Annotated in this window: 18 protein-coding genes and 1 pseudogene; 17 read left to right on the plus strand and 2 right to left on the minus strand. The window is 72.2% G+C overall.

Annotation, left to right across the window (positions count from 1 at the left end):
- Positions 1 to 98: 98 nt before the first annotated feature.
- On the plus strand, positions 99 to 3,785 hold the full coding sequence (gene metH, locus EDD33_RS07725; RefSeq protein ID WP_246003652.1) for a methionine synthase: 3,687 nt from the start codon (positions 99 to 101) through the stop codon (positions 3,783 to 3,785).
- A 43-nt stretch (positions 3,786 to 3,828) separates the two neighbouring features.
- Positions 3,829 to 4,296: pseudogene (locus EDD33_RS07730) on the plus strand (HAD family hydrolase); the annotation flags it as partial.
- Positions 4,297 to 4,299: 3 nt separating this feature from the next.
- Here EDD33_RS07730 and EDD33_RS07735 read toward each other — a convergent pair.
- Positions 4,300 to 5,295 carry a RecB family exonuclease gene (locus EDD33_RS07735; RefSeq protein WP_425463844.1) on the minus strand — a complete coding sequence of 332 codons (996 nt, stop codon included), beginning with the start codon at positions 5,293 to 5,295 and terminating at the stop codon, positions 4,300 to 4,302.
- Positions 5,296 to 5,350: 55 nt separating this feature from the next.
- Here EDD33_RS07735 and EDD33_RS07740 point away from each other — a divergent pair, with 55 nt between their 5' ends.
- The 15 genes from EDD33_RS07740 to EDD33_RS07810 all read left to right on the plus strand — a co-directional run bounded on the left by EDD33_RS07740 (position 5,351) and on the right by EDD33_RS07810 (position 22,190).
- On the plus strand, positions 5,351 to 6,484 hold the full coding sequence (locus EDD33_RS07740) for a site-2 protease family protein (RefSeq protein WP_123389850.1): 1,134 nt from the start codon (positions 5,351 to 5,353) through the stop codon (positions 6,482 to 6,484).
- A gap of 23 nt (positions 6,485 to 6,507) precedes the next feature.
- Positions 6,508 to 7,488, plus strand: coding sequence for a tRNA (adenine-N1)-methyltransferase (locus EDD33_RS07745; RefSeq protein ID WP_123393174.1), 981 nt, complete (start codon positions 6,508 to 6,510; stop codon positions 7,486 to 7,488).
- A 102-nt stretch (positions 7,489 to 7,590) separates the two neighbouring features.
- The gene (gene arc, locus EDD33_RS07750; protein WP_123393175.1) at positions 7,591 to 9,333 is read left to right on the plus strand and encodes a proteasome ATPase; all 1,743 of its coding nucleotides are present in this window, start codon (positions 7,591 to 7,593) and stop codon (positions 9,331 to 9,333) included.
- A gap of 81 nt (positions 9,334 to 9,414) precedes the next feature.
- A complete protein-coding gene (gene dop, locus EDD33_RS07755; protein ID WP_342773603.1) occupies positions 9,415 to 10,923 on the plus strand; it encodes a depupylase/deamidase Dop in 1,509 nt (502 codons plus the stop codon).
- A gap of 71 nt (positions 10,924 to 10,994) precedes the next feature.
- Complete coding sequence (locus tag EDD33_RS07760; RefSeq protein ID WP_056539985.1) at positions 10,995 to 11,195, plus strand: ubiquitin-like protein Pup; 201 nt, start codon at positions 10,995 to 10,997, stop codon at positions 11,193 to 11,195.
- A 6-nt stretch (positions 11,196 to 11,201) separates the two neighbouring features.
- Positions 11,202 to 12,032 (plus strand): proteasome subunit beta, encoded by an 831-nt coding sequence (gene prcB / locus EDD33_RS07765; RefSeq protein ID WP_123389852.1) that lies wholly within the window; start codon positions 11,202 to 11,204, stop codon positions 12,030 to 12,032.
- A 12-nt stretch (positions 12,033 to 12,044) separates the two neighbouring features.
- A complete protein-coding gene (gene prcA, locus EDD33_RS07770; RefSeq protein WP_123389853.1) occupies positions 12,045 to 12,878 on the plus strand; it encodes a proteasome subunit alpha in 834 nt (277 codons plus the stop codon).
- A gap of 34 nt (positions 12,879 to 12,912) precedes the next feature.
- Positions 12,913 to 14,274, plus strand: a complete 1,362-nt coding sequence (gene pafA / locus EDD33_RS07775; protein ID WP_123389855.1) for a Pup--protein ligase — start codon at positions 12,913 to 12,915, stop codon at positions 14,272 to 14,274.
- Entirely contained in the window at positions 14,271 to 15,221 is a 951-nt protein-coding gene (locus EDD33_RS07780) for an FKBP-type peptidyl-prolyl cis-trans isomerase (protein ID WP_123389857.1), read from the plus strand. The genes pafA and EDD33_RS07780 overlap by 4 nt, the downstream gene beginning before the upstream one ends.
- 10 nt (positions 15,222 to 15,231) lie before the next feature.
- On the plus strand, positions 15,232 to 16,203 hold the full coding sequence (locus tag EDD33_RS07785) for a helix-turn-helix transcriptional regulator (protein WP_123389858.1): 972 nt from the start codon (positions 15,232 to 15,234) through the stop codon (positions 16,201 to 16,203).
- Positions 16,200 to 17,171 (plus strand): helix-turn-helix transcriptional regulator, encoded by a 972-nt coding sequence (locus EDD33_RS07790; protein ID WP_123389860.1) that lies wholly within the window; start codon positions 16,200 to 16,202, stop codon positions 17,169 to 17,171. Before EDD33_RS07785 ends, EDD33_RS07790 begins: the two co-directional genes overlap by 4 nt.
- A 96-nt stretch (positions 17,172 to 17,267) precedes the next feature.
- A complete protein-coding gene (locus EDD33_RS07795) occupies positions 17,268 to 17,576 on the plus strand; it encodes a twin-arginine translocase TatA/TatE family subunit (RefSeq protein WP_246003424.1) in 309 nt (102 codons plus the stop codon).
- Between the two features lie 13 nt (positions 17,577 to 17,589).
- The gene (tatC, locus tag EDD33_RS07800; protein WP_246003425.1) at positions 17,590 to 18,429 is read left to right on the plus strand and encodes a twin-arginine translocase subunit TatC; all 840 of its coding nucleotides are present in this window, start codon (positions 17,590 to 17,592) and stop codon (positions 18,427 to 18,429) included.
- Between the two features lie 45 nt (positions 18,430 to 18,474).
- On the plus strand, positions 18,475 to 19,353 hold the full coding sequence (locus tag EDD33_RS07805) for a diacylglycerol kinase (RefSeq protein WP_123389862.1): 879 nt from the start codon (positions 18,475 to 18,477) through the stop codon (positions 19,351 to 19,353).
- Positions 19,350 to 22,190: a DEAD/DEAH box helicase gene (locus tag EDD33_RS07810; RefSeq protein ID WP_123389864.1), complete on the plus strand. Its 2,841-nt coding sequence runs from the start codon at positions 19,350 to 19,352 to the stop codon at positions 22,188 to 22,190. The genes EDD33_RS07805 and EDD33_RS07810 overlap by 4 nt, the downstream gene beginning before the upstream one ends.
- Here the strand turns inward: EDD33_RS07810 and EDD33_RS07815 are convergent.
- Complete coding sequence (locus tag EDD33_RS07815) at positions 22,187 to 23,128, minus strand: NAD(P)/FAD-dependent oxidoreductase (RefSeq protein WP_123393180.1); 942 nt, start codon at positions 23,126 to 23,128, stop codon at positions 22,187 to 22,189. The genes EDD33_RS07810 and EDD33_RS07815 overlap by 4 nt on opposite strands.
- Positions 23,129 to 23,137: the final 9 nt, after the last annotated feature.

The following is a 23,137-nucleotide window of genomic DNA, read 5'->3' on the forward strand; positions in this document are numbered from 1 at the left end:
GACGCTGCGCCACGCCGGGTCGCGTCCCTCCGTACTCTTGTCAGGTGACACCCACGACGCACCACCGCCCGGACTGCACCGACGCGCTGACGACCGCGATGCGTGAGCGGATCCTGGTCATCGACGGCGCCATGGGCACCGCCATCCAGCGCGACCGCCCCGACGAGGCGGGCTACCGCGGCGAGCGCTTCGCCGACTGGCACCTCGACGTCCAGGGCAACAACGACCTGCTCAGCATCACCGCGCCCGAGATCGTCCGCGCGATCCACGAGGAGTACCTCGAGTCCGGCGCGGACCTCATCGAGACCAACACCTTCAACGCCAACGCGATCTCGCTCTCCGACTACGACATGTCCGAGCTGGCCTACGAGCTGTGCTTCGAGTCCGCCCGGCTCGCCCGCGAGGCCTGCGACGCGGTCACCGCACGCACCCCCGAGCGACCGCGCTACGTCGCCGGCGCGCTCGGTCCCACCAGCCGGACCGCCTCGATCAGCCCCGACGTCAACGACCCCGGCGCCCGCAACGTGACCTTCGAGCAGCTGGTCGCGGCGTACGTCGAGGCGACGCACGGCCTGCTCGACGGCGGCAGCGACGTGCTGGTGATCGAGACGATCTTCGACACCCTCAACGCCAAGGCCGCGATCTTCGCCGTCGAGACCGTCTTCGAGGAGCTCGGCCGTCGCTGGCCGGTCATCGTCTCGGGGACCATCACCGACGCCTCGGGCCGCACCCTGTCGGGCCAGACCACCGAGGCGTTCTGGAACTCGGTCCGCCACGCCCGCCCGATCCTGGTCGGCCTCAACTGCGCGCTGGGTGCGCGCGAGATGCGGCCGTTCCTGGCCGAGCTGTCCCGCGTGGCCGACACCTTCGTGCACGCCTACCCCAACGCCGGCCTGCCCAACGCCTTCGGGGAGTACGACGAGGCCGCCGCCGAGACCGCCGCGATCATCGAGGAGTTCGCCGAGGCCGGCCTTGTCAACCTGGTGGGCGGCTGCTGCGGCACCACCCCCGACCACATCGCCGCGATCGCGGGCGCCGTCGAGGGCAGGACCCCGCGGACCTGGGAGCCGGTCAAGCCGGCGATGCGCCTCTCCGGCCTGGAGCCGTTCACCGTCGACGCGGACTCGCTGTTCGTCAACGTCGGCGAGCGCACCAACATCACCGGGTCGGCGAAGTTCCGCAACCTGATCAAGGACAACGACTACGACGCCGCCCTGGCCGTCGCCGTCCAGCAGGTCGAGAACGGCGCACAGGTCATCGACGTCAACATGGACGAGGGCATGATCGACGGGGTCGCGGCGATGGACCGCTTCCTCAAGCTGGTCGCCAGCGAGCCCGACATCAGCCGGGTGCCGGTGATGGTCGACTCCTCCAAGTGGGAGGTCATCGAGACCGGCCTGCGCTGCGTGCAGGGCAAGGCGATCGTGAACTCCATCTCCATGAAGGAGGGGGAGGAGCCGTTCCGCGAGCACGCCCGGCTGTGCCGCAAGTACGGCGCCGCCGTCGTCGTGATGGCCTTCGACGAGGACGGCCAGGCCGCCGACCTCCAGAGCCGCAAGCGGATCTGTGCCCGTGCCTACAAGATCCTGGTCGAGGAGGAGGGCTTCCCGGCCGAGGACGTCATCTTCGACCCGAACGTCTTCGCCCTCGCGACCGGCATCGAGGAGCACGCGGCGTACGGCATCGACTTCATCGAGGCCACCCGCTGGATCAAGGAGAACCTCCCCGGGGCCAAGGTCTCGGGCGGCATCTCCAACGTGTCGTTCTCCTTCCGCGGCAACAACCCGGTCCGCGAGGCCATCCACGCGGTGTTCCTCTTCCACGCGATCCGCGCCGGTCTCGACATGGGCATCGTCAACGCGGGCGCCCTGGTGGTCTACGACCAGGTCGACGCCGAGCTGCGCACGCGCATCGAGGACGTCGTGCTCAACCGTCGGCCCGACGCCGCCGAGCGGCTGCTCGAGGTCGCCGAGGCCCACCGCGGCAGCGGCGAGCAGGCGGAGGCCGCGGTGCTGGAGTGGCGCTCGCTGCCGGTGGGGGAGCGGATCACCCACGCCCTGGTCAAGGGCATCGACGCCCACGTCACCGAGGACACCGAGGAGCTGCGGGCGGAGATCTCGGCCCGGGGCGGCCGCCCGATCGAGGTCATCGAGGGTCCGCTGATGGACGGCATGAACGTCGTCGGCGACCTCTTCGGCGCGGGCAAGATGTTCCTGCCCCAGGTGGTGAAGTCCGCGCGCGTGATGAAGAAGGCCGTGGCCTACCTGATCCCGTTCATCGAGGCCGAGAAGCAGCCGGGCGACGCGGAGACCAAGAAGGGCACCATCGTCATGGCGACGGTGAAGGGCGACGTCCACGACATCGGCAAGAACATCGTGGGCGTGGTGCTGCAGTGCAACAACTACGAGGTGATCGACCTCGGCGTGATGGTGCCGGCGCAGAAGATCCTCGACAAGGCCCGCGAGGTCGACGCCGACCTGATCGGGCTGTCCGGACTCATCACGCCCTCGCTGGACGAGATGGTCACCTTCGCCACCGAGATGCAGCGCCAGGGCTTCACCATCCCGCTGCTCATCGGCGGCGCCACCACCTCGCGCGCCCACACCGCGGTCAAGGTGACCCCGCGCTACGAGGGCCCCGTGCTGTGGGTCAAGGACGCCTCCCGCTCGGTGCCCGTCGCCGCGGCACTGCTCTCGGAGGACCGGCGGGGCAAGCTGCTCGCCGACACCGAGGCCGACTACGCCTCGCTGCGCGAGCGCCACGCCAACAAGCAGGACCGCAAGCTGGTCTCGATCGACACCGCCCGCGAGCGTCGTACGCCGGTGGAGTGGGACGGCTACGTCCCGCCCGCCCCCGCCATGACCGCCGACGGGGCGCCGCGCACGCGGGTCTTCGAGGACTACGACCTCGCCGAGCTGCGGGACTACATCGACTGGCAGCCGTTCTTCAACGCCTGGGAGATGAAGGGTCGCTTCCCCGACATCCTCAACAACCCCGCCACCGGCGAGGTCGCGCGCAAGCTCTACGACGACGCCCAGGAGATGCTCGACCGGATGATCGCGGAGAGGTGGGTGACTGCCAACGGGGTGGTCGGCTTCTTCCCGGCGGCCTCCGACGGCGACGACGTCGTGGTCTACGCCGACGACGCCCGCTCCGAGGTGCTGACCGTACTGCACCACCTGCGCCAGCAGGGCGAGCACCGCGAGGGCGTGCCCAACCGGTCCCTCGCCGACTACGTCGCCCCGCTGGGGAGCGGGCTGGCCGACCACGTCGGCGCCTTCGCCGTCACGGCCGGCCTGGGCAGCCAGGACCGGGTCGCGGCGTTCAAGGAGGAGCACGACGACTACAACGCGATCCTCCTCGAGTCGCTGGCCGACCGGTTGGCCGAGGCGTTCGCCGAGCGGATGCACGAGCGGGTCCGCACCGAGCTGTGGGGCTACGCGCCCGACGAGCAGCTCGACAACGACGCCCTGCTCAAGGAGCAGTACGCCGGCGTCCGCCCCGCCCCCGGCTACCCCGCCTGCCCCGAGCACACCGAGAAGCAGACGCTGTGGGAGCTGCTCGACGTCGAGAAGACGACCGGGATCACGCTGACCGAGTCGATGGCCATGTGGCCGGGCGCCGCGGTGAGCGGGTGGTACTTCTCGCACCCGCAGAGCCAGTACTTCGTGGTCGGTCGGCTCGGACGTGACCAGGTCGCGTCGTACGCCGAGCGCAAGGGCTGGTCGCTCGTGGAGGCCGAGAAGTGGCTCTCGGCCAACCTCGGCTACGACCCCGAGGACTAGCGCCGTGGCCCCGCCCTCCTTGCCGGCGGCCGTGCTGTGGGACATGGACGGCACCCTGGTCGACACCGAGCCCTACTGGATGCGGTGCGAGCACGCCCTGGCGGCGAAGTACGGCGGCCGCTGGTCCACCGAGGACGCCCTCGCCGTCGTCGGGGGCGACCTCGTGGACTCCGCGACCTACATGCGCGAGCACATGGGCATCGACCGGACGCCGGCCCAGATCGTGGAGGAGCTGCTCGACGGTGTCGTCGAGCTGGTCCAGCAGGAGGTGCCGTGGCGCCCGGGGGCACGCGAGCTCCTCGCCGACCTCGGGACGGCAGGCGTTCCCTGCGCGCTGGTGACGATGTCCTACCGCCGGTTCGCGGAGCCGGTCGTCGGCGCCCTCCCGGCCGGGTCGTTCGCCGCGCTCGTCCTCGGTGACGAGGTCAACCGCGGCAAGCCCCACCCCGAGCCCTACCTCCGGGGGGCCGAGCTGCTGGGCGTGGCCCCGGAGCGCACCGTCGCCATCGAGGACTCACCCACGGGCGCCGCCTCCGCCGAGGCTGCCGGGTGCCGGGTCCTGGTCGTGCCCCACCACGTGGACGTCCCCGACGGACCCCGCCGGGTGCGGCGCGACACCCTGGCCGGGCTGACCCCGGTAGACCTCGGCGCCCTGCTCGACGGCCACGTCGTCCGCTGAGGCGACCGGCAACGGGGGAGGGGTGCCGCCCCACGCGGGGCAGAGCTCCCGGAAGGAGCACCACGAGCAGGCGCGGCTGCGCTGCGGCTGCCAGTCCCCGCTCTCGCGGGCCTCGCGCACGGCCTCCCACACCGCCTGCACCAACCGCTCGGTGAACAGCAGGTCGGCCTCGTCGGGGGCGTAGGTCACCGTCTCGGCGGCAGCGAGGTAGACCAGCCGCAGCTCCCGCGGCACCACGCCGCGGCTGCGCCACAGCACCAGGGCGTAGAAGCGCAGCTGGAACAGCGCCCGGGCCTCGAAGCCGGGGGCGGGGGCCCGGCCGGTCTTGTAGTCGACGACCCGGAGCGCGCCGTCGGGCGCGACGTCGAGCCGGTCGACGAAGCCACGCAGCAGCAGCCGCGAGCCCAGCAGCGCCTCGACGTAGAGCTCGCGCTCGGCCGGCTCGAGCCGACGGGGGTCCTCCAGCTCGAAGTAGGCCCGCACCGCGGCACGGCACTGCTCGCGCCAGGCCTGCGCCGGCACCTCGGCCTCGTCGGGGAACAGCGTGGCCAGCTCGGGCTCGCCCTCGAGCACCGCCGACCACGCCGGGTCGACCAGCGCCAGGGCGGCCTCGGGGGTGCGCTGCTGCGCGGGGAGGTCGAACAGGTCCTCGAGCACCTTGTGCACCACGGTGCCGCGGACCGCCTCCGGTGAGGGCGCCTCGGGCAGCCGGTCCACGGTGCGGAAGCGGTAGAGCAGCGGACAGGTGCGGAAGTCGGCGGCGCGGCTGGGCGAGAGCGACCCCACGACGAGCTCGCCGTCGACGGGGGTCCCGATCCGCGTGGTGTCCACGGTGGCCACCGTAGGCGGCGGGTCCGACATCGGGGCGGCACGCTAGCGTTGGGGCGTGAGCGCCCCCTCGTCCCACCCTCCCGGCACGCTGCGGGTCGGGCGGGTCGCCGGTGTCGACGTGCTCGTCCGGTCGTCGTGGCTGATCGTCGCGCTCCTGATCTCGCTGCTCCTGGCCCCCCGGGTCGAGCAGGTCCAGCCCGGCCTGGGGGCGCTGAAGTACGTCGCCGGCCTGGCCTTCGCGGTGCTGCTCTACCTCTCGGTGCTGCTCCACGAGATCTCGCACGCCGTGGTGGCCCAGCGGTTCGGCCTGGGCGTCCGCTCGATCACGCTGCACTTCCTGGGCGGTGCCACCGAGATTGACTCCGAGTCGCGCACGCCCGTGCAGGAGTTCACGATCGCCGTGGTCGGCCCGCTGACCTCGATCGCGGTCGGGCTGGTGGCGCTCGTGGCCGCCCCGTTCACGCCCGAGGGGCTGCTGCGGCTGGCTGTCGAGGGCCTCGCCGGCGCCAACCTCGTCGTCGGGGTGCTCAACCTCGTCCCCGGACTGCCGCTCGACGGCGGTCGCGTGCTCCGCGCGCTGGTCTGGAAGGTCTCGGGCAACATGCACCGCGGCACCGTCGCCGCTGCCTGGGGCGGCCGGGTGGCTGCCTTGCTGGTGCTGCTGTGGCCGGCGCTGGCACGCGAGCTGCTCGGCATCCGGACCGACGTCCTCGACTACGTCATGGCCTTCATCATCGCGACCTTCCTGTGGTCGGGGTCGACCGCGTCGCTGGTCAGCGCACGGGTGCGCCGCCGCCTCCCCGCCCTGCAGGCCCGCCCGCTGGCCCGCCGCATGGTCGCCGTGCCCGACGACGTCACCGTCGCCGAGGCCGTGCGCCGCGCCCAGGAGGCGGGCGCCGGCGGCATCGTGGTCCACGACCGCGACCACCGGCTGTCCGCCGTGGTCAGCGAGAAGGCGCTCGGCGCGACCCCCGAGGAGCGCCGCCCCTGGGTGCCCGTCACCTCGGTGTCGCGGACCCTCGAGGCCGGTCTCGTGCTGCCCGTCGAGCTGGTCGGCGAGGACCTCGTCCGCGCCATGTCCCGCACCCCCGCCGAGGAGTACGTCCTCGTCGAGACCGGGGGAGATGTCTACGGCGTCCTGGCCACCGCCGACGTCGACCGTGCCTTCGAGGAGAGCGCCCGCACGTGACCCAGCAGACCCCGACCGATCCCATCCCGGCCCCCACCGCGGCCCCCGACCACGACTGGTCCGGCGTCCGTCGTGGCCCTCTCGCCCCCGGCGAGTGGGTGCGGCTCGTCGACGGCAAGGGCCGCCGCCACAACATCTGCCTCGAGGCCGGCAAGACCTTCCACACCAACAAGGGCGGCCTGCTCCACGACGACATGATCGGCCGCGACGAGGGCTTCACCCTGACCTCGACCAACGGCGGCCAGTACCTCGTCTTCCGCCCGCTGCTCAGCGAGTTCGTGGTCTCGATGCCCCGCGGCGCGGCCGTGGTCTACCCCAAGGACGCGGCCCAGATCGTGGCCATGGCCGACATCTTCCCCGGTGCCCACGTCGTCGAGGCGGGGGCCGGGTCGGGCGCCCTGACCTGCTCGCTGCTGCGTGCGGTCGGGCCGACCGGGCGGCTGAGCTCCTTCGAGCGGCGCGAGGAGTTCGCGGCCGTCGCCCAGCGCAACGTCCGCCAGTTCTTCGGCGCCCCCGAGGGCGTCGACCACCCCGCGTGGCAGCTCACGGTGGGCGACCTCGTCGAGGAGCTCGGCCGGCTCGAGGCCCCCGGCACCGTCGACCGCATCGTCCTCGACATGCTCGCGCCGTGGGAGTGCGTCGACGCGGTCGCCGAGGCGCTGGTGCCCGGCGGCATCGTCGTGGCGTACGTCGCGACCACCACCCAGCTCGGCCGGGTCGTGGAGACGCTCCGCGCGCACGGCGAGTTCACCGAGCCGCAGCCCTGGGAGACCCTGGTCCGCGACTGGCACGTCGAGGGGCTGGCGGTGCGCCCCGGCCACAAGATGAACGGCCACACCGGCTTCCTGGTCACCGCCCGCCGGATGGCCCGCGGCGAGAGCGCCCCGCAGAAGAAGCGGCGCCCGGCTCCCGGTGCCTACGGCGTCGACTACGACGGTCCCCGACCCTCGGGCCTCGACCCCACCCTCGTCGGGCCCGACCCGGAGTCGATCCCCGGCTCCTGAGTCACGACTCGGTATCCGTCCGGGGCAGGCGCGTCGTACCCCTTGTCGGCGCGCGGCGGCACAGTAGGGTCGAGATCCAGGACCCTCACGGAGGTGGTCGCGGTGCCCGAGCCGATCGATGGCAGCCCCAGCGCAGCCCAGCTGCGCAACCAGGTCGCGTTCCTCGAGGCCGAGGTGGTGGACCTCCGGCGCCGCCTGCACGACGCCCCCGGCAGCAGCCGCGCCCTCGACCAGCGGCTCCTCGACACCCAGCGCTCGCTGGCCGCGGTGACCTCGCAGAACGAGCGGCTCGCCCAGACGTTGCGCGAGGCACGCGACCAGATCCTCACCCTCAAGGAGGAGGTCGACCGGCTCGCCCAGCCGCCGACCGGGTTCGGCACCTTCCTGCAGCGCAACGACGACGACTCCGTCGACGTGTTCACCGGTGGTCGCAAGCTGCGCGTCACCGTCAGCCCCGGGGTCGAGCTCGACGAGCTCACCCGTGGCCAGGAGGTCATGCTCAACGAGGCCCTCAACGTCGTCGCCGCGCTCGAGTTCGAGCAGGTCGGCGAGGTCGTGATGTTCAAGGAGCTGCTCGCCGACGGCGAGCGCGTCCTGGTGATCGCCAACGCCGACGAGGAGCGTGTCGTGCGGCTGGCGCAGCCGCTGCGCGAGACCACGCTGCGCGCCGGTGACTCGCTGCTGCTCGACGGCAGGTCCGGCTACGTCTACGAGAAGGTGCCCAAGTCCGAGGTGGAGGAGCTCGTCCTCGAGGAGGTGCCCGACATCGACTACTCCGACATCGGCGGCCTGTTCGGGCAGATCGAGACCATCCGCGACGCGGTGGAGCTGCCCTACCTGCACCCCGACCTGTTCGTGGAGCACGAGCTCAAGCCGCCCAAGGGCGTGCTGCTCTACGGCCCCCCCGGCTGCGGCAAGACGCTGATCGCCAAGGCGGTCGCCAACAGCCTGGCCAAGAAGGTCGCGGCCAAGACGGGGCAGGAGGGCAAGTCCTACTTCCTCAACATCAAGGGCCCCGAGCTGCTCAACAAGTACGTCGGCGAGACCGAGCGCCACATCCGGCTGGTCTTCCAGCGGGCGCGCGAGAAGGCCTCCGAGGGCACGCCGGTGATCGTGTTCTTCGACGAGATGGACTCGCTGTTCCGCACCCGTGGCTCGGGTGTCTCCTCCGACGTGGAGAACACCATCGTCCCGCAGCTGCTCAGCGAGATCGACGGCGTCGAGCTGCTCGAGAACGTCCTGGTCATCGGCGCCTCCAACCGCGAGGACATGATCGACCCCGCGATCCTGCGGCCTGGGCGCCTCGACGTGAAGATCAAGATCGAGCGCCCCGACGCCGAGTCGGCCCGTGACATCTTCTCCAAGTACCTCACCGCGCGGCTGCCGCTGCACGCCGACGACCTCGCCGAGTTCTCCGGCGACCGCGACGCCTGCGTGGCCGGCATGATCCGGGCGACGGTCGAGCGGATGTACACCGAGACCGAGGAGAACCGCTTCCTCGAGGTGACCTACGCCAACGGCGACAAGGAGGTCCTCTACTTCAAGGACTTCAACTCCGGCGCGATGATCCAGAACATCGTCGACCGCGCCAAGAAGATGGCCATCAAGGACCTCCTCGACCTCGACCAGCGCGGCCTGCGCGTGCAGCACCTGCTGCAGGCCTGCGTCGACGAGTTCAAGGAGAACGAGGACCTGCCCAACACCACCAACCCCGACGACTGGGCACGGATCTCGGGCAAGAAGGGCGAGCGGATCGTGTTCATCCGCACGCTCATCACCGGCAAGCAGGGCACCGAGCCCGGCCGGTCCATCGACACGGTCAACAACACCGGCCAGTACCTCTGAGCCGCCGGGACGCCGCACTGCACCAGCTCACCCGCCCGGGGGGCCGCGGCGGGGTCCCGCCCTGCCCGTAGGCTCGACGACGTGAGCGTGCGCCGGGTCATGGGGACCGAGACCGAGTTCGGGATCTCGGTCCAGGGACATCCCCAGGCCAACCCCATGGTGGCCAGCACCCGGCTGGTCAACGCCTACGCCGGGGCGACGCTCACGGCCCGGCGGGCGCGCTGGGACTTCGAGGAGGAGTCGCCGCTGCGCGACGCGCGTGGCTTCGACATGTCGCGCGAGGTGGCCGATCCCAGCCAGCTCACCGACGAGGACCTCGGCCTGGCCAACATCATCCTGACCAACGGCGCCCGGCTCTACGTCGACCACGCCCACCCGGAGTACTCCTCGCCCGAGTGCACCAACCCGATGGACGGCGTGCTGTGGGACAAGGCGGGGGAGCTGGTGGCGCTGGACGCCGCTCGGTTCGCCTCCAACGGTGGCGAGGGCGACCTGCTGCTCTACAAGAACAACACCGACGGCAAGGGCGCCAGCTACGGCGCCCACGAGAACTACCTCGTCCGCCGCAGCACGCCCTTCGGCGACATCGTGCGCCACCTCACCCCGTTCTTCGTCAGCCGGCAGGTGCTGTGCGGCGCCGGACGCGTCGGCACCGGACAGGACGGCCGCGGCGAGGGCTTCCAGCTGAGCCAGCGTGCCGACTTCTTCGAGGTCGAGGTGGGTCTGGAGACCACGCTGAAGCGGCCCATCATCAACACCCGCGACGAGCCCCACGCGGACCCCGAGAAGTACCGCCGGCTCCACGTCATCCTCGGCGACGCCAACCTGGCCGAGACCTCGACCTACCTCAAGCTCGGCACCACCGCGATGGTGCTCTCCATGATCGAGGACCGGTTCGTCACCCCCGACCTGCGGGTCAGCCGGCCGGTGGCCTCGCTGAAGGCCGTCTCCCACGACCCCGGGCTGACCCACCTGCTCGAGGTGGGCGACGGGCGCCGGATGACCGCGGTGCAGCTGCAGTGGGAGTACCTCCACCTCGCCCACCGCTACGTCCAGGAGCGCCGCGGCGGCCAGCCCGACCAGCCCACCAAGGACCTGCTCGCCTGCTGGGAGCGGGTGCTCACCAGCTTGGAGCGCGACCCCTTCGAGCTCGCCGACGAGCTGGACTGGGTGGCCAAGCTCAAGCTGCTGCAGTCCTACCGCGACCGCGACGGCCTGGCCTGGTCGCACGCCAAGCTGCACCTGATCGACCTGCAGTACGCCGACCTGCGCCCCGAGAAGGGGCTCTACCACCGGCTGGTGCGGCTGGGCCGGATGAAGCGCCTGACCGACGACGCGCAGGTCGAGCGGGCGATGCACGAGCCGCCGCTGGACACCCGCGCCTACTTCCGGGGCCGCTGCCTGGCGCAGTACCCCGACGAGATCGCCGCCGCCTCGTGGGACTCGGTCATCTTCGACCTCGCGGGCCACGAGTCGCTCCAGCGCGTGCCCACGCTCGACCCGCTGCGGGGGAGCAAGGCCCACGTCGGGGCGCTGCTCGACGAGCACGACACGGCGCTCGGCCTGTTCGAGGCCCTCACCGCGAGGTGAGGTGGATAGGGTCGACCCACCCGCACGTCAGGCCCGCACGACAGGCACCGGACACCGACCAGGAGGTCGTCATGGCGCAGGAGCACAAGCAGCCCCGCAGGTCCCACGAGGAGGAGGAGCCGGTCGACGCGCCGGCCCCCGCCGAGAGCGCCACCGAGCGCAAGGACAAGCTCGACGACGACATCGACGCGATCCTCGAGGACATCGACGACGTGCTGGAGACCAACGCCGAGGACTTCGTGAAGTCCTTCATCCAGAAGGGCGGTCAGTGAGGCTCGATGACTGACGCCCGACTGCCCGACGCGTTCCTCACGCCCGGCACCTCCTCCTTCAGCGACTTCCTGGCCTCGGTCTCCCCGGACCTGCTGCCCTCGCGGCGGGTGCTGCCCCCCGGCGACGCCGCCGCGCTCGCGCCGCACGGCACCACGATCGTCGCGGCGACCTTCCCCGGTGGCGTCGTCATCGCCGGCGACCGTCGCGCGACCATGGGCAACGTCATCGCCCAGCGCGACATCGAGAAGGTCTTCCCGGCCGACGAGTACTCCGCGGTCGGGATCGCCGGCACCGCGGGCCTCGCGGTCGAGATGGTGCGGCTGTTCCAGACCGAGCTCGAGCACTACGAGAAGATCGAGGGCACCACGCTCTCGATGGACGGCAAGGCCAACCGGCTCTCGGCGCTGATCCGCAACAACCTCGGCATGGCGATGCAGGGCCTGGCCGTCGTCCCGCTCTTCGCCGGCTACGACCTGAGCCAGGAGATCGGGCGGATCTTCTCCTACGACGTCACCGGCGGCCGCTACGAGGAGACCGCGTTCCACTCGGTCGGCTCCGGCTCGGTCTTCGCCCGCGGGGCGCTGAAGAAGCTCTACCGCGACGACCTCGACCAGGGCGGCACCGTCACCGCGGTCGTCCAGGCGCTGTACGACGCCGCCGACGACGACTCCGCGACCGGGGGGCCCGACCTGTTCCGCAGGATCTTCCCGATCGTCAGCGTCATCACCGCCGAGGGCCACACCCGGCTCGGCCAGGACGAGGTGGCGGCCGTGGCCGACGCGGTCGTGGCCAGCCGGATGCAGCGCCCCGACGGCCCGTCCGCCCCCCTGACCTAGGAGAGCCCCCGCATGAGCATGCCGTTCTACGTCTCGCCCGAGCAGCTGATGAAGGACCGGGCGGACTTCGCGCGCAAGGGCATCGCGCGCGGCCGCTCGGTCGCGGTGGTGCGCTACACCGACGGGCTGCTGTTCGTCTCCGAGAACCCCTCGGCGGCACTGCACAAGGTGAGCGAGCTCTACGACCGCATCGCCTTCGCCGCGGTCGGCCGCTACAACGAGTTCGAGAACCTCCGCATCGCCGGGGTCCGGCTGGCCGACATGCGCGGCTACTCCTACGACCGGCGCGACGTCACCGGCCGGGGCCTGGCCAACGCCTACGCCCAGACCCTGGGCACGATCTTCTCCTCGGGCGGCGAGAAGCCCTACGAGATCGAGATCTTCGTGGCCGAGGTCGGCGACGGGGCCGCCGACGACCAGGTCTTCCGGCTCACCTTCGACGGCCAGGTCGTGGAGGAGAAGGACCACGCCGTGATGGGCGGGGCGGCCGACTCGGTCACCTCCTACCTGCGCGAGCGCTACCGCCTCGGGCTGTCGCGCGACGAGGCGCTGCGCCTCGCCGTGGCGGCGCTGGGCCACAACGACAGCGCCGACCGCACCATCCCGCCCGAGGACCTCGAGGTCGCGGTCCTCGACCGCACCCGCACCCAGGAGCGGAAGTTCAAGCGGCTGCTGCCCGCGGTGCTGCGCGACGTGCTGGGGCAGGGGCCGGGGGACATGCCGGGGGACGCGCCGGGGGCCACGCCGGGCGAGTCGCCGAGCGGTCCCGAGCCCACCGCACCCGCCGCGCCCGCCCGCACCGACCCGTCGGTCTCGCCCGGCGAGGAACCGCCCGTCGCGCCCTGACGCCAACTCCCCACCTCCCCTCTAGGGTGGGCACGTGGACCGGCGAATCTTCGGGATCGAGAACGAGTACGGCGTCACGTGCACGTTCAAGGGGCAGCGTCGCCTCTCGCCCGACGAGGTCGCCCGTTACCTGTTCCGCAAGGTGGTCAGCTGGGGCCGGTCGAGCAACGTCTTCCTGGCCAACGGGGCCCGGCTCTACCTCGACGTCGGCAGCCACCCGGAGTACGCCACGCCCGAGTGCGACGACATCGTCGACCTGGTGACCCACGACAAGGCCGGTGAGCGGGTCCTCGAGGGCCTGCTGGTCGACGCCGAGCAGCGGTTGCGCGACGAGGGCATCTCGGGCGACGTCTACCTGTTCAAGAACAACACCGACTCCGCCGGCAACTCCTACGGCTGCCACGAGAACTACCTGGTCAGCCGGCACGGTGAGTTCAGCCGCCTGGCCGACGTGCTGATCCCGTTCCTGGTGACGCGGCAGATCCTGGTCGGCGCCGGCAAGGTGACCCAGACGCCGCGGGGCGCGTCGTACTCCGTGAGCCAGCGGGCCGAGCACATCTGGGAGGGCGTCTCCAGCGCCACCACCCGCTCGCGCCCGATCATCAACACCCGTGACGAGCCCCACGCCGACGCCGAGCGGTTCCGGCGGCTCCACGTGATCGTGGGCGACTCCAACATGAGCGAGACCACGACGCTGCTCAAGGTGGCCTCCTGCGACCTGGTGCTGAGGATGATCGAGGAGGGCGTGGTGATGCGCGACCTCACCATGGAGAACCCCATCCGCGCGATCCGCGAGATCTCCCACGACATGACCGGCCGGCGCAAGGTCCGGCTGGCCAACGGCCGCGAGGCCAGCGTCCTGGACATCCAGGGGGAGTACCTCGCCCGGGTCCGCGACTTCGTCGACCGCCGCGAGCTGCGCACCCCGGTCATCGAGCAGGTCCTCGACCTGTGGGAGCGCGGCCTCAAGGCCGTCGACTCCGGTGACCTGTCGCTGGTCGACCGCGAGATCGACTGGGTCATCAAGTGGAAGCTGATCGAGCGCTACCGCGCGGCCCACGGGCTGCCGCTCGGCCACCCGCGGGTGGCCCAGCTCGACCTCGCCTACCACGACATCCACCGCGACCGCGGCCTCTACTACCTGCTGGAGAAGCGGGGTGCGGTCAAGCGCGTGACCGACGACCTCGCGATCTTCCGCGCCAAGTCGGTGCCGCCCCAGACCACCCGCGCCCGGCTGCGCGGGAGCTTCATCAAGAAGGCCCAGGAACGACGCCGTGACTTCACCGTCGACTGGGTGCACCTCAAGCTGAACGACCAGGCCCAGCGCACGGTGCTCTGCAAGGACCCCTTCCGGGCCCACGACGAGCGCGTCGAACGACTGATCGAGGGAATGTGACCCCTGCACGACGAGCCGCAGCGCTGCTGTGCGCCCTGACCCTGACCGTGAGCGCCTGCGGGAGCTCGGAGCAGAAGGAGGAGGAGGAGTCGACCGACCTGCGGTCGCAGGTCGACGTCTCCGGCGACTTCGGGAAGGCACCCGAGGTCGACTTCACCGCTCCCTTGGAGGTCGGTGAGAGCGCCAGCTGGACCACCGAGAAGGGGGACGGCGACCCCATCGGCCAGGCCTCCACCGCCGTGCTCCAGCTGACGCTGCTCGACGGCCGCACCGGCAAGAAGGCCATCAGCACCTTCGACAAGGGCCAGACGCCGCTCCAGGTCAGCCTCACCGAGCAGTTCCTGCCCTCGCTGGCCGAGGCGCTGGTCGGCGCTCGCGCCGGCAGCCGCGTGGTGGTCGCCTCCACGCCCGAGGACGCCTACGGCGCCGGGGGCTCGCCGCAGATCGGCATCAAGGGCGGCGACCCGGTCGTGATGGTGGCCGACGTGCTCGCCACCGACCCCACCGACGTGCTCGACGGCCCCACGGGCGACGAGGTCGAGCCGCCCGCCGGCAGCCCGACGCTGGTCGAGCGCGACGGCGTGCCCACCGGCTTCGAGGTGCCCGCGAAGGCCAAGAAGCCCACCGAGGTGCAGGTCGTGCCGCTCCGCGCGGGCACCGGCGACGCGGTCGAGGACCCCGACCGGGTCACCGTGAACTACCTCGGCGCGGTCTGGAAGGGCGAGAAGCCCTTCGACCAGTCCTACGACAAGGACCCGACGACGTTCTCGATCGGTCTCGGCGCGGTCATCACGTGCTGGGACGAGGGCCTGGTGGGCCAGAAGGAGGGCGCCCGCGTGATGCTGGTCTGCCCGCCCGACACGGCGTACGGCAACACCGCGCAGGGCGAGGACATCCCCGCCCGCTCGACGCTGGTCTTCGTCATCGACGTGCTCGGCGTGGGCTGACGCGACGACCATGGTGGCGGAGAAGGCCGAGCGGCTGCTCAACCTGGTGATCCTGCTGCTGGTGGCGCGCAACTACACCACCAAGGAGCAGATCCGGGCGCTCATGGAGCCCTACCGGACCAGCAGCAACGAGGCCTTCGACCGGATGTTCGAGCGCGACAAGGACGAGCTCCGCGCGCTGGGGATCCCGCTCGAGACCGGCTACGTCGACAAGTTCTTCGAGGACGAGCAGGGCTACCGCATCAAGCGCGACGCCTTCGAGCTGCCCGCCGTCGACTTCACCGCCGACGAGGTCGCGGTGCTGGGCCTGGCGGCCCGGGTCTGGCGCCACGCCGGCCTCGCGGCCGCGACCTCCGACGCCCTGGTCAAGCTCCAGGCCGCGGGGCTGCGCTTCGACCGCGAGCAGCTCGAGCAGGTGCAGCCCACCCTGGCCGCCGAGGAGCCGGCCTTCGAGGCGATGTGGCGGGCCACCTCCGAGCGCGTGCCGGTGCGCTTCGACCACCGCCGCGCCGGGGAGCAGGAGGTCCGGACACGCCACCTGCAGCCGTGGGGCGTCGTGACCGCCCAGGGGCGCTGGTACGTCGTGGGCCAGGACGTCGACCGGGGGGAGCCGCGGATGTTCCGGCTCAGCCGGATCTCCTCCGAGGTGGTCGCCGAGGGCGACCCCGGCAGCTACACCGTCCCCGACGGGGTCGACCTGCGCGCCCTGTCCGGCGCCCTGGTGCGCCCCCAGCCCGAGCACCGCGCGCGTGTCCTGGCCCGGGCGGGCGCCGCCGTCGGCCTGCGCCGCCGGGCCGAGGTCACCGCCACCGGGGTGACCGGCCCCGACGGGTCGCTCGGCTGGGACCAGCTCGAGGTGCCCTTCGGGTCCACCGACGACGTGGCCGGCGAGCTCCTCGGGTACGCCGACGCGGTCGTCGTCGAGGAGCCCGCCGAGCTGCGCCACCTGGTCCGTGAGCGGCTGCAGGGGCTGGCCTCGTGAGCAGCGCCCGTGACCAGGTCTCCCGGCTGCTGGCGCTGGTGCCCTACCTGCAGCGCCGCGACGACGTCTCGCTGGCCGAGGTGGCCTCCGACTTCGGGGTCACCGCCGAGCAGATCCGGCGCGACCTGCGGGTGCTGTGGATGTGCGGCCTGCCGGGGCTCACCCCCGACAAGATGATCGACGTCGACATGGAGGCGATCGAGGACGACCCCGAGGGGGTGGTCCGCATCGACAACGCCGACTTCCTCTCCCGCCCGGTCCGGCTGGGCAGCTCCGAGGCGGCCGCGCTGATCGTGGCGCTGCGGGCGCTGCGCGAGGGCAGCCCCGCCGCCTCCCACGACGCCGTCGACCGGGTGCTGGCCAAGCTCGAGGAAGCCACCACGGTGGGGGCCACCCCGCCGGCCGTGGCGGTGCACCTCGCGGACGACGGCCGCTCCGCCACGCACGCCAGGCTGCTGGAGGAGGCGATCGCCGGCGACCGGCAGGCCCGGCTGGGCTACTACGTGCCGACCCGCGACGAGACCACCGACCGGCTCGTCGACCCCATCGCCCTGCTGACCCGCGACGGTCACGACTACCTCGACGCGTGGTGCCGCACGGTCGACGACCGCCGGCTGTTCCGCCTCGACCGGGTCGAGTCGGTCGAGGTGGTGGACCAGCCGCGCGGGCACCGCCGGTTGCCCCCGCGCGACCTCTCGGGCAGCCTGTTCGAGCCCGGTCCCGGCGACCTGGAGGCGGTGCTGCACCTCGAGCGGCACGCCCGCTGGGTGGCCGACTACTACCCGGTCGACTCCGTCGAGGAGCTGGGGGAGGGACGGCTGGCCGTCCGGCTGCGGGTCAACGACCCGCGCTGGCTGGTGCGCCTGGCGCTGCGGCTCGGACCGGCCGCCCGGGTCGTGGAGCCCGCCGGGTTGCGCGAGGAGGTCCGTCGTACGGCGGCCTCGGCGCTGTCGCTCTACGACGCCTGAGCGCCTCCGCCAGGGGTCGACGCCCTCCTGACCTGCACAGCCGCCGTACGTCGGGTTGACGGCTCGCGTTCACCTTCGCGGCGTACAGTGAGGTTCATGAGTGCTGCTGTGGTGACCCCCATGATCGCCGGGCTCGGCCCGACCGAGCTGATCATCATCGTCGGGATCATCGTCCTGCTCTTCGGCGCCTCCAAGCTGCCGGAGCTCGCGCGCGGCAGCGGTCGTGCGCTGCGGATCTTCAAGGCCGAGACCAAGGGCCTGATGGACGACGACGACAAGACCGACGCCCAGCGCGAGATCGACGCCCGCGCCGCCGAGGCCGACGCGCGGCGCGACGCGGACTTCGACGCCCAGCACCCGGTGCGGCGCACCGACGACCCGGGCACCCCCGGGTCCCCCCGCTGACGCAGCCGCTGCGTTGTCCGTCGTCACCGGGGTCCTCGGCCTCTTCAGCGGCAAGCCCCGCAACCCCGTCGGGGAGGGCGGCCGGATGGCCCTCGCCGACCACTTCCGCGAGCTGCGCGCGCGGATCATGCGGGTCGCCCTCTACCTCGTCCTCGGCACGGTCGTCGCGCTGTTCTTCTACGACACGCTCTTCCAGCTGATCCTCGACCCCTACAACCAGGCCCGCGAGCTGCTGGGCCAGGAGACGCAGACGCAGGCCGTGATCAGCGGCGTCGGCACCCCGCTGCTGCTGCAGCTGAAGATCTGCGCCGTGGCGGGCGTGGTGGCCACCTCGCCGCTGTGGCTCTACGAGATCTGGGCCTTCATCGTCCCCGGCCTGCACTCGCAGGAGAAGCGCTGGACCCGGCTGTTCGCCGTGGTCGCGGGACCGCTGTTCATCGCGGGCGTGGCCATGGGCTACTACGTGCTGCCCAAGGGCATCGCCACGCTGATCGGGTTCACGCCCGACGGGCTGACCCAGCTGACCGACTTCGGCGACTTCTACAGCTTCATCACCCGGATGCTGCTGGTCTTCGGCATCGCCTTCGAGATCCCGCTGTTCGTGGTGCTGCTCAACCTGGCCGGCGTGGTCTCCGGTCGGGCGCTGGGGCGCCACCGGCCGTGGATCATCGTCGGCACCTTCGTCTTCGCCGCCGTCGCGACACCGTCCACCGACCCCTTCTCGATGCTGATGCTCGCCATCCCGATGCTGCTGCTGCTGCTCGTCTCGGAGGTGATCGCCCGCCTCATCGACCGACGTCGCGGCCGCTTCGCCCACGAGGAGTGGGACGACGACACCGCCTCGCCGCTGTAGCCGGCGTGAGCCTCCGGTGCTGCCCCTGCGACTAGGGTCGGACACGTGTCCCGCCGCATCGCCCTGCTCATCAACCCGAGCTCCGGACGCGGCCAGGGGATGCGGATCGCCGCCGAGGCCGTGCCCCGGCTGCGCGACGCGGGCCACGAGGTCGAGGACCTGCGCGGACGCGACGCCGACGAGGCCCGCGACCTCGTCCACGACTGCGTCGAGCGCGGGATCGACACCGTCGCGGTGGTGGGTGGGGACGGCATGGTCCACGTCGCGATCCAGGCCCTGGCGGGGTCGGGGACGCGGCTCGGGCTGCTCCCGGCGGGCACCGGCAACGACGTCGCCCGCTACCTCGACGTGCCCCGTGGTGACACCGCCGCCGCCGTCGACGTCGTGATCGGCGGCCGCGAGCGCACCATCGACCTGGCGCGGGCGGGAGCGACGTACTTCCTGACGGTGCTGGCCGCGGGCTTCGACGCCGTGGTCAACGAGCGCGCCAACCGGATGCGGCGGCCCCGCGGCCAGATGCGCTACAACCTCGCCACCCTGGCCGAGCTGCGGACGCTGCGCCCGATCGACTACGTGCTCGAGCTCGACGGCGAGGAGCAACGGCTCGCCGCCACCGTGGTGGCGGTCGGCAACGGACCGTCCTTCGGCGGCGGGCTGCGGATCACCGAGGGTGCCGAGCTCGACGACGGCCTGCTCGACGTCGTGGTCATCGAGCCGCTGAGCCGGCGCGAGCTGGTGCGGACCTACCCGAAGCTGTTCCGGGGCACCCACGTGCACCACCCGGGCTACCACCACCACCGGGTGCGCTCGGTGACGGTCGCGGCGGCCGGCATCACGGCGTACGCCGACGGCGAGCGGATCGGTCCGCTCCCGCTGACCGTGGACGTGGTCCCGGCGGCGTTGCGGGTACTGGTGGGCCGATGAGCAGCCGCCCCGACCGTCCCAGCGCCGCCGAGCGCTACTCCCGCTTCCGGGCCCACCAGGAGCACCCCATGCTGGCCGACTTCGCCTCCCGCCAGGCCTTCGCGCTCGACGACTTCCAGCTGCGGGCCTGCCGCGAGCTCGAGGACGGCCGCTCGGTCCTGGTGGCCGCGCCCACCGGGTCGGGCAAGACCATCGTCGGCGAGTTCGCGGTGCACCTGGCGCTGGAGTCGGGTCGCAAGGCGTTCTACACCACCCCGATCAAGGCGCTGTCGAACCAGAAGTTCCACGACCTCTCGATGCGCTACGGACCGGAGAACGTCGGCCTGCTCACCGGTGACAACAGCATCAACGGCGAGGCCCCGGTCGTCGTGATGACCACCGAGGTCCTCCGCAACATGCTGTACGCCGGTTCGCGGACCCTCGAGACGCTCGGGTTCGTCGTCATGGACGAGGTGCACTACCTCGCCGACCGGATCCGCGGCGCGGTGTGGGAGGAGGTGATCATCCACCTGCCCGAGTCGGTGGCGGTCGCCTCGCTGTCGGCCACCGTCAGCAACGCCGAGGAGTTCGGCGAGTGGCTGGGCACCGTGCGTGGCGAGACCACCACGATCGTCGAGGAGCGCCGGCCGGTGCCGCTCTACCAGCACGTCATCGCCGGGCGACGGATGTACGACCTGTTCGCCGACGAGGAGACCGCCGACCCCACCCGCGACCGACAACCCCGGGTCAACCCGCAGCTGGAGAAGCTGGCCCGCGACGACTGGGCCCGCGGCCGGATGAAGGACCGCCGTGCCCCGCGCGGCGGCAAGCGCCCGCAGTCGGGCGCGAACGGCGCCCGCGGCGCCTGGACCCCGACGCGCGCCCAGGTGGTGGAGCAGCTCGACCGGGCCGGTCTGCTGCCGGCGATCGTGTTCATCTTCAGCCGGATCGGCTGCGACGCCGCGGTGCAGCAGTGCCTCGAGGCCAACTTGCGGCTGACCAGCCCCGCCGAGCGCGAGGAGATCTACGCGTTCGTGGAGGAGCGTTGCGCCGACCTGCCCGACGAGGACCTGCAGGCCCTGGGCTACCACGAGTTCCTCGACGGCCTCACCCGCGGCATCGCCGCCCACCACGCGGGGATGCTGCCGAAGTTCAAGGAGTGCGTGGAGGAGCTGTTCCTGCGGGGGCTGTGCCGCGTGGTCTTCGCGACCGAGACCCTGGCGCTGGGCATCAACATGCCGGCCCGCTCGGTGGTCATCGAGAAGCTGTCGAAGTGGAACGGAGAGACCCACGCCGACCTGTCGCCGGGGGAGTACACCCAGCTGACCGGTCGCGCCGGACGCCGCGGCATCGACGTCGAGGGCCACGGCGTCGTGCTGTGGCAGCAGGGGCTCGACCCGTCTGCGGTCGCCGGTCTGGCCTCCACGCGCACCTATCCGCTGCGGTCGAGCTTCCGGCCGTCGTACAACATGGCGGTCAACCTGGTGCACCAGTTCGGCCGCGACCGGGCGCGCGAGCTGCTGGAGTCCTCCTTCGCGCAGTTCCAGGCCGACAAGGCCGTCGTCGGGCTCGCCCGCCAGCTGCGCAAGAGCGACGACGCGCTGGCGGGGTACGCCGACGCCGCCGCCTGCGACCGCGGCGACTTCATGGAGTACGCCGGGCTGCGCCACCAGCTCTCCGACACCGAGCGCGACCTCGCCAAGTCACGTCGCTTCGACCGCCGCCAGGAGGTGCTGGACTCCCTGGAGGCGCTGCGCCCCGGCGACGTCATCGAGGTGCCGAGCGGCCGGTTCGCCGGTCTCGCGGTCGTCATCGACCCCGGCACCCGCGCCGACCGCGACGGGCCGCGTCCCTACGTGCTGACCTCCGACCGGCACGCCCGTCGGCTCAGCCTGACCGACTTCGCGACCCCGGTCGGGTCGATCACGCGGTTGAAGATCCCGCGCAGCTTCAACGGTCGCAACCCGCAGTCGCGGCGCGACCTGGCCAACGCGCTCAAGGAGCGCACCCACGGGTTCGCGCCGCCCCCGCCGGGCCAGGACGGCAGGTCCGGCACCGGCTCGTCGCGCTCGGGCAACGGCCGCTCCAGCACCGGCCGCTCGGGCATGGAGGACAGCCGGATCGAGGACCTGCGTCGCCGGTTGCGGGCCCACCCCTGCCACGAGTGCCCCGACCGCGAGGACCACGCCCGGTGGGCCGAGCGGTGGTTCAAGCTCGAGCGCGACTCGGCCACGCTGCGCCGCCGGATCGAGCAGCGCACCAACACCATCGCCCGTCGCTTCGACCGCGTCTGCGAGGTGCTGGCGACGCTCGGCTACCTCGAGGGCGAGGGCACCGACCTGGCCGTGACCGAGCGCGGCCGCACCCTGATGCGGATCTACAACGAGATGGACCTGCTCACCGCCGAGTCGCTGCGCGCCGGGCTGTGGGACGGCCTCGACGCCTCCGAGCTGGCCGCCGTGCTCTCGACCCTGGTCTACGAGTCGCGCCGGCCCGACGACGCGGCCACCCCGCGGCTGCCCGCCTCCGGCCCGGTCCGCGAGGTGCTGGCCGAGATGGTCTCGACCTGGTCCGACCTCGATGCCTTGGAGCGCGAGCACCACCTCGACCAGCTGCACGAGCCCGACCTGGGCTTCGTGTGGGCGGCGTGGCGCTGGGCCGAGGGCGACGAGCTCGACGACATCCTGCGGGTCACCGACCTCTCCGCCGGCGACTTCGTGCGGTGGGTCAAGCAGCTGCTCGACCTCGCCGACCAGGTCGCCGACGCCGCCGGGTCCGGTGCGCTGCGGACGACCGCCCGCGAGGCCGCCGGCCGGCTGCGTCGCGGGGTCGTGGCCTACTCCTCGGTCAGCAGCTAGGCCGGGAGGAGCGCGGCGAGCTCCGCCTCGATCAGCTCGGCGTGGATCATGGCGCCGGCGGTGGTGCCGGCCGCACCGCTGGCGCCGACCTGGGCGGTCAGGTCCGCGACGTTGCCGGCCAGGAAGACGCCCTCGACGCTGGTGCGCCCGGTCGGGTCGGCCGGGTAGTGCTCACCCATGCCCGTCGGGTGGGCGACCGGGTCCAGACCGACGGCGTCGAGCACGGCCGAGCGCGCCACCATCCGCGGGGCCACCACCACGGCGTCGAGCGACAGCTGCGTCCCGTCCTCCAGCCGTACGCCGGACAGCCGACCCGGCTCGCCCTCCAGCGCCCTCACCCGCCCGGTCACCACCGTCACGCCGGCGGCCGCCAGCCGCGGCAGGTCGGCCTCGGCCGGCGGGACCTCGTGGGCGAGCAGCACCACCCGGTCGGAGAGGCGGCTGAACATGACCGCCTGGTGCACCGCCATCGGACCGGTGGCCAGCACGCCGATGCGCTGGTCGCGCACCTCCCAGCCGTGGCAGAACGGGCAGTGCAGCACCTGCTGGACCCACCGCTCGGCCAGGCCCGGCACGTCGGGCAGCTCGTCCACCAGGCCCGTCGTCACCAGCAGCCGACGCCCGGTCACGGCAGTCCCGTCCTCGAGCTCCACCTCGAAGCCGGCTGGGGTGCGACGGGCGCCGACGGCGCGGCCGCGGCGTACCTCCCCGCCGTAGGTCTCCAGGTCGGCCCGTCCCTGCGCCAGCAGCTCCAGGGGCGAGCCGCCCTCGCGTCCCAGGAGGTTGTGCACCCCGTCGGCCGGCGCGTTGCGCGGAGCGCCCGCGTCGACCACCAGCACCCGCCGGCGCGACCGCGCCAGGGCGATCGCCCCGCTCAGCCCGGCGGCACCCCCGCCGACCACCACCACGTCGTAGCCGTCGTCCTGCTGCGCTGCCATGTCGTCCTC

This window comes from Nocardioides aurantiacus (assembly GCF_003752505.1).
Taxonomy (GTDB): domain Bacteria; phylum Actinomycetota; class Actinomycetes; order Propionibacteriales; family Nocardioidaceae; genus Marmoricola; species Marmoricola aurantiacus.

Bases quoted from the DNA above. Each gene is read 5' to 3' on its own strand.
- metH (WP_246003652.1), top strand. From the start codon at position 99: ATGCGTGAGCGGATCCTGGTCATCGACGGCGCCATGGGCACCGCCATC.
- EDD33_RS07760 (WP_056539985.1), top strand. From the start codon at position 10,995: ATGGCGCAGGAGCACAAGCAGCCCCGCAGGTCCCACGAGGAGGAGGAG.
- prcB (WP_123389852.1), top strand. From the start codon at position 11,202: ATGACTGACGCCCGACTGCCCGACGCGTTCCTCACGCCCGGCACCTCC.
- prcA (WP_123389853.1), top strand. From the start codon at position 12,045: ATGAGCATGCCGTTCTACGTCTCGCCCGAGCAGCTGATGAAGGACCGG.
- EDD33_RS07785 (WP_123389858.1), top strand. From the start codon at position 15,232: ATGGTGGCGGAGAAGGCCGAGCGGCTGCTCAACCTGGTGATCCTGCTG.
- EDD33_RS07795 (WP_246003424.1), top strand. From the start codon at position 17,268: ATGAGTGCTGCTGTGGTGACCCCCATGATCGCCGGGCTCGGCCCGACC.
- EDD33_RS07810 (WP_123389864.1), top strand. From the start codon at position 19,350: ATGAGCAGCCGCCCCGACCGTCCCAGCGCCGCCGAGCGCTACTCCCGC.
- EDD33_RS07815 (WP_123393180.1), bottom strand. From the start codon at position 23,128: ATGGCAGCGCAGCAGGACGACGGCTACGACGTGGTGGTGGTCGGCGGG.